Genomic DNA, 12,187 nt, shown 5'->3' with positions numbered 1-12,187 from the left:
CGACAGTACTTACTTGTGATCGCCGCTGCACTCCACAGCCTCAAAAAACTTACTCCAGCTATTGTCTGACGGGAAAGGGGGCAATAAATCGAAGCGCGTTTCACATCTTTGGCGATCTTGATTTGTATACTCGATTAGCAATTTATACGCTTTCGTTGGTAAACCCTCTACGTCGCTTTGGATTATATCGTATGCCGCGCTCTCCCCGCGTTGAAGGACGTCAGACTGCCGGTCAGTTTTCCAATTCTTGCCATCTGATAGAGTGAACTTGACGTCGGTTGCTACTGCTCCTGAGTTCAATATCTTCAAGTTGAAGGTAAGACTGTTTCCGCTCTTGGATGATGCGCGAAAAGCTACAATGAACTTGGGCTGTAGGGCTTCCAAACGACGCTTTTCACTTAAATCTAGTAACTCTTTTTCGTGCTTAAGAGTCTCGCGAGTGACTGAAACCATATCTGCTTGTTGTGCAACTGAGGCGGCTAGTTCCTTTGCTTGTAGATTGAGTGCTTCAACGCTGTTTTGAAGCTCTTTTCCTTGCTGAATAAAACCCAAAACCAGCCAGAATAACGCAAGTGGACCAAACGCCCCTGCTAGAAAATCACCCAATTCATTGAGTGAAATTGGCGAAATCTCTATCAGTCCCACTACTATGGCAGCGGGTATCCCACCAAACAAAAGGATTAGATAAGTCCAAGTCGCCTTTAGTCCCCAAGTCTGTAGCCGATTTGTGGTAGATGCCTTACTCAAACATCCAACTCCTCCACAAACCGCGCGTTCTCCTGGATGTACTGAAACCGCATCTCCGGCTTCTTGCCCATCAAACGCTCGACCAGATCACCGGTCTCGCCCGGTTCGTCCTCGTCAATCGACACGCGGATCAGCTTGCGGGTCGCGGGGTTCATGGTGGTGTCCTTCAGGTCCTTGGCGTCCATCTCGCCCAGCCCTTTGAAGCGCGACACGTCGATCTTGCCCTTGCCGCCCAGACCGCTCTCCAACATCGCGTTCTTCTCAGCCTCGTCCAGGCAATAGACACGCCGCGCGCCTTGCGTCAGCCGGAACAGGGGCGGGCAGGCCAGGTACAGGTGCCCGGCATCAATCATCGGCCGCATCTGGGTGTAGAAGAACGTCATCAGCAGTGCCGCGATATGGGCGCCGTCCACGTCCGCGTCTGTCATGATGATGACCTTGTCATAGCGCAGATCATCCAGGTTGAACTTGGTGCCCAGCCCAACGCCAAGCGCCTGTGTCAGGTCCGAAATCTCGGCATTCGACCCCAGCTTGGACGACGCAGCCCCCAAAACATTCAGGATCTTGCCGCGCAAGGGCAGCAGGGCTTGGGTCTTGCGGTCGCGCGCCATCTTGGCCGACCCGCCCGCGCTGTCGCCCTCGACGATGAACAGCTCGGTCCCGTCGCGGCTCGTGGCGGAACAATCCACCAGCTTGCCGGGCAGGCGCAGTTTTTTCGTCGCCGTCTTGCGCGCTGTTTCCTTTTCCTGACGGCGGCGCAAACGCTCTTCGGCGCGCAACACAAGGAAATCAAGGATCGCACCGGCCGACTTCGTATCCGCCGCCAGCCAGTTGTCAAAGTGGTCGCGCACCGCACCCTCGACCAAACGCTGGGCTTCGGTTGTCGCCAACCGATCCTTGGTTTGGCCCACGAACTCAGGTTCGCGGATGAAACAGGATACCAGCGCGCAGCCTCCGGTGATCAGGTCGTCGCGGGTGATTGTGGCAGCCTTCTTGTTGCCTGCCAGTTCCCCGTAGGCCTTGATGCCCTTCAGCACAGCAGCCCAAAAACCCGCCTCGTGCGTGCCACCTTCCGGTGTGGGCACGGTGTTACAATAGCTTTGGATGAACCCGTCCCGCGCAGGGGTCCAGTTGATCGCCCATTCCACCTTGCCCGGCACCCCGAACCGCTCCTGGAACCCGACCGTCCCGGCAAAGGGGGCCTCGGCATAGGTGGTCGCACCGCCCAGCGTTTCACGCAGGTAATCGGCCAACCCACCGGGAAAGTGAAACGTCGCCTCTTGCGGCGTGTCGCCATCGGCAATGGCAGACTTCCAACGAATTTCGACGCCCGAGAACAGGTAGGCCTTGGACCGCACCATCTTGAGAAGGCGGGCAGGTTTGAAGCGGTGATGCCCGAAGATCTCGGCATCCGCGTGGAAGGTCACGGTTGTGCCGCGCCGGTTGGGCGCTGCGCCCACCTTCTCGACCCCGCCCAGGGGCAGGCCACGGGAAAAGCGTTGTTCGTAGACTTCCTTGTTGCGGGCCACCTGAACAACCATGCTGTCCGAAAGCGCGTTCACCACCGACGCGCCCACCCCGTGCAGGCCGCCCGATGTCTGGTATGCCTCGCCCGAGAACTTGCCGCCCGCGTGCAACGTGCACAGGATCACCTCAAGCGCGGACTTGTCGGGGAACTTCGGGTGCGGGTCGATGGGAATGCCACGCCCGTTGTCGCGGATCGTGACGGCATAGTCGTCATGCAACTCCACCTCGATCCGGGTCGCGTGGCCGGCCACGGCCTCGTCCATCGAATTGTCCAGCACCTCGGCCACCATGTGGTGCAGGGCGCGTTCATCCGTGCCCCCGATATACATGCCGGGGCGCTTGCGGACCGGCTCCAGCCCCTCAAGCACCTCGATCGAGGATGCGTCATAGTCCGTTGGCGTGGAAGCCCCGCTCAGAAGGTCGGTCATGGCAGCTGCTCTTTGTTGATTGCGGCCACTATGCCAGAGCGGATCAGGGGGGGGAAGTGCGGATCAGGGCCACCGGGTCACTTGGGCCAATGCGTCCCCAGCTTTCCCGCAAGCTGCTGTTCGTCGATGACACGGCGGTAATGCTTCATGCTGTGGTCCGGACCCAGACCCGAGAATTTGGCGCGTGCGCGGTGCACACGTCCCAGGTGGTGGAAACTGCCCGGCAGATCGCACACCTTGTCATCATCCCGGTTCAGGCACAGGCACAGGCTGGAATGCTTGATGCTGCCCGGGCTGCGGCGCGGACGGGGCGAGGCAAACCCGATGCCCGGCACACCGTAGGTGCGGACAAGGATTTGCGTTGCCGCTGCCCCCAGCGAATGACCGATGATGTATTTCGGGCGGTACTTCTCCCGCTCCAACCAGTCGTAGATGACCTTGGCGTGGCGCAGAAACCCCTGATGCCAAACCGTGCCGGAGGCCCCTTTTTCCGTATCGGCGTCAGACAGGCGGTACTTCTTTCCCGCGATGTTCAGGACCCGCAAATTGTAGCGCAGGTAATCCATGACCGAGTTGGACCCGGGGATCAGCAAGATGTCTCCCTTCAGGAAAATCGCCTGTACGTCATGATCGTTCAGGTCATCCCGCCAGGCCGCGGCAAGGGATGCGTTGGTGCGCCCGGAATAGGACGCTTCGGCCATCTGCGCGGCCAGTTTGATCTCGTATCTATGTGTCATATGGCTATTCCCTGAACTGAATATGCGCCACTATGCCGTGCACGTCCGTTTCAGAAAAGTCAGGAAAGCCCTAACCAATCGCGCATGATGTGCGCGACCTCGTCCGGCTTCTGGTGCAGGACCCAATGGTCCGCGCCTGTCACCTGCGCGCGGGTCAGTTCGGGGGCAAAGGCCTCGAGCCCGTCCGTTGAGACGGGCAGAAGGGCGGTGTCACCTTCCGCCCAGATCAACAGGTGGGGGCAGCGCACGTGCAGGCGGTCCAGCGGCAAGTCCGGCATCGGCACCGGCGCGCCGGGATCGGCCACGACAAGGGGCGAGGCGCGATACCAGTTGATCATGCCGCGCAAGCCGGATTGCCGCCAGATTGCCTTGTATGCCTCCAGGCGGTCCCCGACCAGCCAACTAAGGTCCATTTTGGCCGAAAACAGCTTGAGCAGCTTGGCGAAATCGTTCGCGGCGAGCGTCTCTTCCGACCCTGGGCTGCGCAGGAAATTGATGTATTGCGAGGCTTCGGACTGCGCACCCCCGGCCGCCATCGCCCGTTGAAACGGCACCGGATGCACGCCGTTTGCAATGATCAGATGCGACACCAGATCGGGCCTGAACATGGCCAGACCATAGGCGACCGAGGCACCCCAATCATGGCCCATGACAATCACGGGGCCACGATCCGCGATCAGGGCCGCCATGTCCGCCACCAGCCTGGAGGTGGCGTATGCGTTCACCTCGTCGGGGGCATGGCTTGCGCCGTACCCGCGCTGGTCCGGGGCCACACAGTAAAACCGGTCAGACAGCCGGGTCGCCATGCCTGACCATGCGCCCCCGTATTCGGGGAACCCGTGCAGCATCAGGATCATCGGCAGGTCCGGATTGCCCCAACTGCGGACGGTAAAGTCGTGCCCGCCCAGGCGTTGTGTTTGGACGTCCACTATTGTCCCTTGGGCAATGTTTCGAACTGCAGGCCCTTGGCGGTACGCGGCGCGAACCCCCGCCAATAGGTGTGGTCTTCGGTGGGGTTTCCGGCTTCGTCCAGATCGACCAACCCGGCAGACGCGTCCGGCACTAGGTCCAGATACGCGCCCTTGTCGACATCATCCTTGAGATGCAGGTCGAAAAAGGCGGTGGCGAAATGCTGGGCGATGTTGTTCATCCGGGTCGTGTCCCAGACGGCGTCGGCATAGTGTTCGAACGGCACGAAATCCAGCCCCTCGACCGGTTCCCAGCTTTCGCGCGGGGCAGGCATGGGGGCGGCGGCGTTGTGATTGGCATGGTCGAAGGTCAGCAGATGGCGGTCCGCGCCCACCGCGCCCGTGAACACTTCGCGCATCGCCGCATAGACCGACACATCGTCATCACTGCCCGCCATCAGCATCGTCGGGACGCGCAGGCCCGCGATCCCGCTTGCATCCCAGAACCCCGCATTGTTGCCCCAGGGGCCGATCGCGATGATGGCCTTCAGGCGCGGGTCAATCAACGCCTCGTGGCTCTCCGACATCGCCAGATGCGCCTCAAGAAGCCCGTTGGGCGCGCCCCAGCTGAACTCGGTCGAGGCCTGTGTGACCCCGGCACCGCCAAAGATCAGCGCGCCGTATCCTCCCATGGAATAGCCAACCAGACCGGTGGTGTCCGCATCCACAATGTCACCCAACGCACCACCAAGACCGGCCATGTGATTCAGGACAAAGGCCTGGTCGAGCGGACGGTTATACAGGGTGGAGCCAAAGGCGGCCTGATCCGAATAGGTGCTGTCAGTGTGGTCGATGGACACGGTAACATAGCCTTTCGAGGCCAGGTTTTCGCCCAGATGGCTCATCAGGTACCGGTTGCCGGGATAGCCATGGCTGATGAGGATCAGGGGAAAGCGTGTTCCGGCGGCTGGTGTCGCATCCCGCGCTGCCCGCCCGGTCAGTGTCACTTCGGTCGCGCCGTCGCGCAGGATTGCGGTATAGGCACCGCCGGGTTCGGTGCCTTCTGCTGCCGGGTACCACACCTCAAGCGTCAGGGGCCGGTCATAACGTGGCGCTTCGTTTCCCGTGACATTCAGGATGTCGATACTGTCTGGAATGGACACGTCCAGGGTCTGAACACCGACAGGCCAGGAGCCGTATGGCGCCAATGCGGGCGCGTCGGGCCTGATCTGGTCGATCGGGTTGCCCCATGCGCTTGCGGCGGTCAGGGTCGCGGCAAGGGTAAGGCCGGTGGCGCGGGGAATGGTCATACGCGTGTCCTTTGGTCAGATTCAACCTACGGTAACATATCCACCACCTACATCACCACTCTGACAGAGCCTGCTGCAGGTGCAACCCGTGATCTTTGGTCACGGCCCCGTGCAATGACCCGCGCACGGGGCAAAACAGGGTTGAGGCACGGCGTCTACGCGCTTAAGTCTCGCCCATGCGCATTGCTTTGACTTTCTTCGCCGCCTTGGCGTGTCTCATGCCCGCCACGGCCGTGGCGCATCCGCATGTATTCGTGGACACGAAGTTGAAAGTGGTGGTCAGTGCCACCGGCAAATTTGAAGGGATCGAGGTGCATTGGACCTATGACGATTTCTATTCCCTTTTGCTGTTTGCGGATCTGGGTCTTGACCTGGACGGCGATGGTGAACTGACCCAAGGCGAACTGCGGCGGCTTGATGGGTTTGACATGCAATGGGTCGCCGGGTTCGAAGGGGACAGCTATGCGTATCGCAATGGCAAACGCATCAAGCTGGGCAAGCCACAGGGGCGCGGCGTGTCGGTTACACAGGGACGGATCACCACGGTGCACTTCCGTCCCGCGAGGGGGCCGGCAGAGGGCGTTGTGATCCAGGCTTACGATCCCACCTTTTACACGGCCTATGACCTCACCGGCCCGGTCGAAGTTGATGGACCTTGCCGCGCAACCATTGAACCTGCGGATCTGGATGCCGCCTACACGATGGTCGAGGAATTGCTGTATGCCACTCCGGCCGCCGAGGCCGAGGACTCCTACCCCGAAGTCGGCGAAGCCTTTGCCGATACGGTGAGCCTGTCATGCGCGGGCTGAGGGTCGGCGTTCTGCTGACCGTTGCGGGTGCATTGCTGTGGCTTTTTGCCCTTGGGGGCATGTCGGATATCAGCCAATGGGCGGCCATCCAGCAGCGCGAGGCCCAGAATGCGCTGGCCGGGGGCTTGCGCGCCGTTCGCGCAGGCCAGCCTGGCGCATGGGTGGCCCTTATGGGTGTTTGCGCGGCATACGGCTTCTTTCACGCCGCCGGACCGGGACATGGCAAGCTGGTGATCGGTGGTTATGGCGCGGCTGCGCGGGTAACGGCATGGCGTCTTTCGGGGCTGGCCGTCGCGTCGTCTCTGGCGCAGGCCCTGGCGGCCATCCTGCTGGTCACGCTCGGTGCGCTTGTGCTGGGCTGGGGGCGGGCCGAGATGACGGACACCGCAGACCGCATCCTTGCACCGGCAAGCTACATTGCCATCGCACTTGTTGGCCTGTGGCTCGTGATACGGGGCCTGCGGCGAACCACAGGCGTGAATGCCCACGACCACGCGCATCAGAGTGATGATCATGGCCATTGCAGCACCTGTGGCCACGCGCACGCCCCAACCGTGGATCAGGTCGAGGCGGTGACCTCATGGCGCGACGCCGTTGCCATCATCGGCTCTATCGCCATGCGTCCCTGCACCGGCGCGGTCTTTCTTCTGATCCTGTGTTTCGGTCTTGGCATTCCGTGGGCGGGTGTGGCCGGCGCGTTGGTAATGGGATTGGGCACAGCCAGCGTGACGGTGTTGGTGGCGCTTGTGGCCGTGGGCGCGCGGCAATCGGTCTTTTCGGGATGGTCCGGTGCCGGAGCGGTGCGCGCGATGGGCGTGATCGAAGTGGCGGCAGGCGCCCTGATTGCACTGGTCGCGACAGCGCTGGTTCTGCCGCTGCTGTAAGGGCACATCCCGGCCCGTCAGACTCAACCGGTTTCGCAGTTGCGATCGTCATGGGCACACGAAGTGGCCGGATCACCGATTGATGACAGGCCTTGGCAGATGCGTTGCCCCAAGGTGCAACAGCGCAAGGCCATGTGGGCTGATCCAGGCGCCTCGCGGGTGGCATCCGGTCGCCCGCGCAACTGTCCCTCTTTTCTTGTGTCAAAAGCAGGCGTAAGGGTGGGGCATGTCCACATCGCAAATGTCATATGTCGCGCACGCCCGCGCCGCCCTTGTCTTGGGCTTGCCGCTGATTGGCGGGCACCTTGGACAGGTGGCAATCGGGGTGACCGACACCGTCATGCTGGGGTGGTACGGCGTGGAAGAACTGGCCGCCCTCGGCGTCGCCAGCAGCGTGTTTTTCGTGCTGTATCTCATGGGGTCAGGCTTTGCCTGGGCCGTCATGCCCATGGTGGCGTCGTTCCACGCGGAAGGGGACGAGGTAAATCTGCGCCGCGCCACGCGGATGGGCCTGTGGCTCAGTATGGGGTTTGCGCTGTTGGCCTTGCCGATCATGATCTATTCGCGGCCGATCTTGCTGGCGCTTGGACAGACGGAACAGGTGGCACAATTGGGGTCCGAATACCTGCGCATTGCGGGGTGGGGGGTCGTCCCCGCGCTGCTGGTCATGACCTTCAAAAGCTACCTGGCCGCGCTCGAGCGTACGCAGATCGTGCTGTGGATCACGCTTGCGGCGGCGGTTGCCAACGCGCTGGCGAACTATGCGTTCATCTTCGGCAACTGGGGCGCGCCTGCCTGGGGTATTTCGGGGGCCGCCGTCGCCTCGCTGGTGACCCAGATAGTAATGCTGTTGGGCATATTCGGCTATGCGGTGGTGGTATTGCCGCAACACCAGTTGATGAAACGCCTGTGGCGGCCGGATTGGGAGATGCTGGCCCGCGTGTTCCGCCTTGGCTGGCCCATCGGGCTCACCAACCTCAGCGAAGTGGGGCTTTTTGCGGCGTCGGCCTTCATGATGGGGTGGTTGGGCACAATCCCCCTCGCGGCCCACAACATCGCCCTGCAATTGGCTTCGATCACCTTCATGGTGCATTTGGGCCTGTCGAATGTGGCGACGATCCGGGCGGGCAACGCCTATGGGCGCGGGGACCTCGACCATATGGTGCGCGGCGCGCAGACTGTCATCGTCATGAGCCTGGGCATGGCGCTTGCGACCATCGTGCTGTTCATCGCATTTCCCGAACCGCTGATTTCGCTCTTTATGGACCGCGACGAACCTGCCCGCGATCAGATCCTTGAAATCGGGGTCCTGCTATTGGCGCTTGCGGCCCTGTTCCAACTGGTGGACGGCGCGCAGGTGATTGCGCTGGGCCTGCTGCGCGGCGTGCAGGACACGACCATACCGATGGTGCTGGCCGGGGTGTCCTATTGGCTGGTGGGCATGCCGGCCTCTTATGTGCTGGGTTTTGTGCTGGGCTGGGGCGGGGCAGGGGTCTGGCTTGGCCTTGTGCTGGGCCTGGCCTGTGCCGGTGTCGCCCTGATGATCCGCTTCTGGACCGTGTCTCTGCCACGGCTCAGCCAAGGCGCCTCCGTCGCCGCCGCCCAGTAAAACAGGCGGCAACAACCCCGCCCGTTTCCATCGTACCGTCACAGAATGAAATCCCCCGCCTCGACGGCATTGACCCATGGCGGTTCGATCTTGTCGATGATCGACGCACAGCCAAGGATCACGTCCCACGCCGGATCATCCTGAATGCAGATCGACAGGGCATACATTTCGCCGACCCCGATCGGCGGAAACCGTTCAAATCCGCCTTGGAAAATCACATGACTTAAGTACGAAACCGCCGACCCCGGATCCGCTCAGGTCTTGGACCCGTTCATCAACCGGTCCGCTTTCTTGCGCACCAGAACAGATCGCAAGTCGTGCATCGCCAGCAGCAAGGCATCGGTCACGTTTTCCAACTGATCATCCGTGGCACGGCTTTGGGCCCAATGCGTCGTCAGGTTCAGATAATCGACAGCCCGGTGAATGTCGTCGATGTCGCGATGGGCCAGCGTTTCGGCGCGCGCTTCCATCCAGGCCTCGATGCGGGACAGGTCCTCGGGCGACAGGGTGCGGTCGCCATGGGGCTTGATCTCTCCGTTGCGGATGTTGACGACCGCGATCTGGTCCATCTCGATGCGACGCTGCCGGTTTTCGGTATCCACGCGAAACACGGCGGCGCCATTCTCGCGCACACGGAAGTAATAGTCAGGAAGCTCCGCGCCCATATCCCGTCCCTTTTATGTCAGCCCCGCACAGAACTTCTGAATGCGGGTGCAGGCCTCTTCGAGGGCCTCGTCGGAGGTAGCGTAGCTGACGCGAAAGTTCGGCGATAGCCCAAAGGCGGCACCAAAAACGACCGCCACACCGGTCTCTTCCAGAAGCGCGGATGAAAATGCCTCGTCATCCACGATCTTTGTGCCGCCAGCTGATGTCTTGCCGATACAGCCCGCAATGGACGGGTATACGTAAAAGGCACCATCAGGCACCGGGCAGGCGATACCCTCGGCTGCATTCAACATGCTAACCACCAGATCCCGACGGCGCTTGAAGATGTCGTTGTTCGGGGCGATGAAATCCTGCGTGCCGTTCAGCGCCTCGACCGCGGCGTACTGGCTGACCGAACAGGGGTTCGAGGTGGATTGGGACTGTACCTTGCGCATGGCTTTGATCAGGTCTTCGGGGCCCGCGGCATATCCAATGCGCCAGCCGGTCATGGCATAGGCCTTGCTGACACCGTTGACCGTCAACGTGCGGTCATACAGGCGCGGCTCGATCTGGGCCGGGGTCGTGAACTTGAAATCATCATAGACAAGGTGTTCGTACATGTCGTCCGTCATCACCCAGACATGCGGGTGGCGCATCAGAACATCGGTGATCTCTTTCAACTCGTCCCGGGTGTAACCCGCGCCCGTCGGGTTCGAAGGCGAATTGAAGATCAACCATTTGGTCTTGTCGGTGATGGCTGATTCCAGCTGATCAGCTGTCAGCTTGAATCCGGTCTGCAGCGACGCCTCGGCGATGACCGGCGTGCCGCCGGCCAGCAGCACCATGTCGGGGTAGCTGACCCAATAGGGGGCGGGGATCACCACCTCGTCGCCCTCGTTCAGGGTCGCCATCAGGGCGTTATACAGGATCTGCTTGCCGCCTGTGCCCACCGTGACCTGCGCGGTGGTATAGTCCAAGTCATTGTCGCGCTTGAATTTATCGACAATGGCCTGCTTCAGCTCTGGAATGCCGTCCACCGGGGTATATTTGGTTTTGCCAAGGGCGATCGCGACAACGGCGGCATCCTTGATGTTCTGGGGCGTGTCGAAATCCGGCTCGCCCGCACCAAGGCCGATGATGTCCTTGCCTTCGGCCTTCAGTGCCGCGACCTTGCCCGTCAATGCGACGGTCGGGGACGGTTTGACGCGGTCGAGTGTCGCGGAAAGGAATGTCATGTTGGCCTCGGGATGCTAGGGCGGTATCGAAACCCTCATAGGCGGCGGCCCGCGCGCGATCAAGCGCCACGCCAAAAGGAGAGACGCAATGGACGACGTGCAAGACTGGTACAGTGCCGACGCAGCAACATTCGGGGACCGCGTCGCAGGCGCGCGCGAAGCGGCGGGTATGACGCAAAAGCAGCTGGCCAAGCGGCTGGGCGTGCGTCTGGCGACCCTCAAGGCGTGGGAAGACGACCTGAGCGAGCCGCGCGCCAACCGCCTGTCGATGATGGCCGGATTGCTGAACGTCTCGATGATGTGGTTGATCAATGGCGAGGGTGAAGGCCTTGATGCGCCCGTTGATGCAGGGGAACTGACGTCGGATATGCGCGACCTGCTGACCGAAGTGCGCGACATGCGGGCGGACATGCTGGCCCGTGCCGAGCAGTTGGGCCGGCTTGAGAAAAGGCTGCGGTCGGCGATGCAGGCCCCGGCGGATGTCTGACGAACTGCGGGAACACCGGCTCAAGCGGCTGCACATGCGCTCGATGCGACGCGGGATCAAGGAAATGGACCTGATCCTGTCGACCTATGCGGGACGGCATCTTGCGCAGATGACTGATGCACAATTGGACGTCTACGACGCGCTGCTGAACGAAAATGACCAGGATTTGTACCGTTGGGTCACGGGGCAAGAGGCCGCTCCGGACCATCTGACGGCGCTGGTTGATGATGTGTCGCGCACGTTTCAGCCTGAAAAGTAAGGGCCCAGAGGCATTTAACTGAATATTTCCGAATCATGCCCATGTTCTGATCCCGAGCAGATCAGGTCGGAGAAGACGGATGAGCATTCAGGACCCAATTGGCCAGGTCCCAGGCATGGCCGACACTACAGCAACCAACGCCGGATTCATGGTCGGATACCTTGAGGCGCTGTCGCTGGTCGAACGGCTGCACCGTCTGTTACTGGACGTGATCAAGGATGAATTCGAACGCGTGGGCGTTCTGGAAATCAACGCGGTCCAGGCGCTTTTGCTGTTCAACATCGGCGATAACGAGGTGACGGCAGGCGAATTGAAAAGCCGCGGCTACTACCAGGGCTCCAACGTCAGCTACAACCTGAAGAAACTGGTGGAAATGGGGTACATGCACCACCAACGCTGCGAGATTGATCGCCGGTCGGTCCGCGTGCGCCTGACCGACAAGGGGCGCAAGATCCGCGATGTGGTGAATGACCTGTTCCTGCGCCACGCCGATGGGCTGCAATCCAAGGGCGTGCTTGGCCCGGAAGGCATCATTGACATCACGGCGTCGTTGAAACGGATGGAACGGTACTGGACCGACCAGATCCGCTATATCTACTGAC

Annotated in this window: 14 protein-coding genes; 6 read left to right on the top strand and 8 right to left on the bottom strand. The window is 61.3% G+C overall.

What is annotated here, in order from left to right; all coding sequences use genetic code 11:
* Positions 1 to 9: 9 nt before the first annotated feature.
* From Q0844_RS13025 to Q0844_RS13005, 5 genes are all read right to left on the bottom strand, one after another.
* Positions 10 to 747: a hypothetical protein gene (locus Q0844_RS13025; RefSeq protein ID WP_299045517.1), complete on the bottom strand. Its 738-nt coding sequence runs from the start codon at positions 745 to 747 to the stop codon at positions 10 to 12.
* Entirely contained in the window at positions 744 to 2,702 is a 1,959-nt protein-coding gene (parE, locus tag Q0844_RS13020) for a DNA topoisomerase IV subunit B (RefSeq protein WP_299045514.1), read from the bottom strand. Before parE ends, Q0844_RS13025 begins: the two co-directional genes overlap by 4 nt.
* Before the next feature lie 77 nt (positions 2,703 to 2,779).
* The gene (locus Q0844_RS13015) at positions 2,780 to 3,439 is read right to left on the bottom strand and encodes a hypothetical protein (RefSeq protein WP_299045511.1); all 660 of its coding nucleotides are present in this window, start codon (positions 3,437 to 3,439) and stop codon (positions 2,780 to 2,782) included.
* A gap of 59 nt (positions 3,440 to 3,498) precedes the next feature.
* Positions 3,499 to 4,368 (bottom strand): alpha/beta fold hydrolase, encoded by an 870-nt coding sequence (locus Q0844_RS13010; protein WP_299045508.1) that lies wholly within the window; start codon positions 4,366 to 4,368, stop codon positions 3,499 to 3,501.
* A complete protein-coding gene (locus Q0844_RS13005) occupies positions 4,368 to 5,657 on the bottom strand; it encodes a dienelactone hydrolase (RefSeq protein ID WP_299045505.1) in 1,290 nt (429 codons plus the stop codon). The genes Q0844_RS13010 and Q0844_RS13005 overlap by 1 nt, the downstream gene beginning before the upstream one ends.
* Before the next feature lie 218 nt (positions 5,658 to 5,875).
* On the opposite strand from Q0844_RS13005, the gene Q0844_RS13000 reads away from it, so the two are divergent.
* From Q0844_RS13000 to Q0844_RS12990, 3 genes are all read left to right on the top strand, one after another.
* Positions 5,876 to 6,466: a DUF1007 family protein gene (locus tag Q0844_RS13000; protein ID WP_299045502.1), complete on the top strand. Its 591-nt coding sequence runs from the start codon at positions 5,876 to 5,878 to the stop codon at positions 6,464 to 6,466.
* Positions 6,454 to 7,350, top strand: coding sequence for a hypothetical protein (locus Q0844_RS12995; RefSeq protein ID WP_299045499.1), 897 nt, complete (start codon positions 6,454 to 6,456; stop codon positions 7,348 to 7,350). The genes Q0844_RS13000 and Q0844_RS12995 overlap by 13 nt, the downstream gene beginning before the upstream one ends.
* Positions 7,351 to 7,576: 226 nt before the next feature.
* Positions 7,577 to 8,959 carry an MATE family efflux transporter gene (locus tag Q0844_RS12990; protein ID WP_299045496.1) on the top strand — a complete coding sequence of 461 codons (1,383 nt, stop codon included), beginning with the start codon at positions 7,577 to 7,579 and terminating at the stop codon, positions 8,957 to 8,959.
* A 38-nt stretch (positions 8,960 to 8,997) separates the two neighbouring features.
* Here Q0844_RS12990 and Q0844_RS12985 read toward each other — a convergent pair whose 3' ends face one another.
* The 3 genes from Q0844_RS12985 to Q0844_RS12975 are packed head-to-tail and all read right to left on the bottom strand — an operon-like array spanning position 8,998 to position 10,839.
* The gene (locus Q0844_RS12985) at positions 8,998 to 9,177 is read right to left on the bottom strand and encodes a hypothetical protein (protein WP_299045493.1); all 180 of its coding nucleotides are present in this window, start codon (positions 9,175 to 9,177) and stop codon (positions 8,998 to 9,000) included.
* Positions 9,178 to 9,213: 36 nt separating this feature from the next.
* The gene (locus Q0844_RS12980) at positions 9,214 to 9,624 is read right to left on the bottom strand and encodes a hypothetical protein (RefSeq protein WP_299045491.1); all 411 of its coding nucleotides are present in this window, start codon (positions 9,622 to 9,624) and stop codon (positions 9,214 to 9,216) included.
* Between the two features lie 12 nt (positions 9,625 to 9,636).
* Positions 9,637 to 10,839 (bottom strand): pyridoxal phosphate-dependent aminotransferase, encoded by a 1,203-nt coding sequence (locus tag Q0844_RS12975; RefSeq protein ID WP_299045490.1) that lies wholly within the window; start codon positions 10,837 to 10,839, stop codon positions 9,637 to 9,639.
* 88 nt (positions 10,840 to 10,927) lie between these two features.
* Between Q0844_RS12975 and Q0844_RS12970 the strand changes: the two genes are divergently transcribed.
* The 3 genes from Q0844_RS12970 (at position 10,928) to Q0844_RS12960 (ending at position 12,186) form a co-directional block, all read left to right on the top strand.
* Positions 10,928 to 11,326 (top strand): helix-turn-helix domain-containing protein, encoded by a 399-nt coding sequence (locus tag Q0844_RS12970; protein ID WP_299045489.1) that lies wholly within the window; start codon positions 10,928 to 10,930, stop codon positions 11,324 to 11,326.
* On the top strand, positions 11,319 to 11,585 hold the full coding sequence (locus Q0844_RS12965) for a succinate dehydrogenase assembly factor 2 (RefSeq protein ID WP_299045487.1): 267 nt from the start codon (positions 11,319 to 11,321) through the stop codon (positions 11,583 to 11,585). The genes Q0844_RS12970 and Q0844_RS12965 overlap by 8 nt, the downstream gene beginning before the upstream one ends.
* A gap of 115 nt (positions 11,586 to 11,700) precedes the next feature.
* Positions 11,701 to 12,186 carry a winged helix DNA-binding protein gene (locus Q0844_RS12960; protein WP_299045484.1) on the top strand — a complete coding sequence of 162 codons (486 nt, stop codon included), beginning with the start codon at positions 11,701 to 11,703 and terminating at the stop codon, positions 12,184 to 12,186.
* Position 12,187 lies beyond the last annotated feature (1 nt).

Source organism: uncultured Tateyamaria sp. (genome assembly GCF_947503465.1).
Classification (GTDB): Bacteria; Pseudomonadota; Alphaproteobacteria; order Rhodobacterales; family Rhodobacteraceae; genus Tateyamaria.
The sequence above is the reverse complement of the archived record's forward strand: the minus strand, read 5'-3'. Positions and strand labels throughout refer to the sequence as shown.

Coding starts and splice junctions, on each gene's coding strand:
- parE (WP_299045514.1), bottom strand. CDS start 2,702: ATGACCGACCTTCTGAGCGGGGCTTCCACGCCAACGGACTATGACGCA.
- Q0844_RS13015 (WP_299045511.1), bottom strand. CDS start 3,439: ATGACACATAGATACGAGATCAAACTGGCCGCGCAGATGGCCGAAGCG.
- Q0844_RS13005 (WP_299045505.1), bottom strand. CDS start 5,657: ATGACCATTCCCCGCGCCACCGGCCTTACCCTTGCCGCGACCCTGACC.
- Q0844_RS13000 (WP_299045502.1), top strand. CDS start 5,876: ATGCCCGCCACGGCCGTGGCGCATCCGCATGTATTCGTGGACACGAAG.
- Q0844_RS12995 (WP_299045499.1), top strand. CDS start 6,454: ATGCGCGGGCTGAGGGTCGGCGTTCTGCTGACCGTTGCGGGTGCATTG.
- Q0844_RS12990 (WP_299045496.1), top strand. CDS start 7,577: ATGTCCACATCGCAAATGTCATATGTCGCGCACGCCCGCGCCGCCCTT.
- Q0844_RS12980 (WP_299045491.1), bottom strand. CDS start 9,624: ATGGGCGCGGAGCTTCCTGACTATTACTTCCGTGTGCGCGAGAATGGC.
- Q0844_RS12975 (WP_299045490.1), bottom strand. CDS start 10,839: ATGACATTCCTTTCCGCGACACTCGACCGCGTCAAACCGTCCCCGACC.
- Q0844_RS12970 (WP_299045489.1), top strand. CDS start 10,928: ATGGACGACGTGCAAGACTGGTACAGTGCCGACGCAGCAACATTCGGG.
- Q0844_RS12965 (WP_299045487.1), top strand. CDS start 11,319: ATGTCTGACGAACTGCGGGAACACCGGCTCAAGCGGCTGCACATGCGC.
- Q0844_RS12960 (WP_299045484.1), top strand. CDS start 11,701: ATGGCCGACACTACAGCAACCAACGCCGGATTCATGGTCGGATACCTT.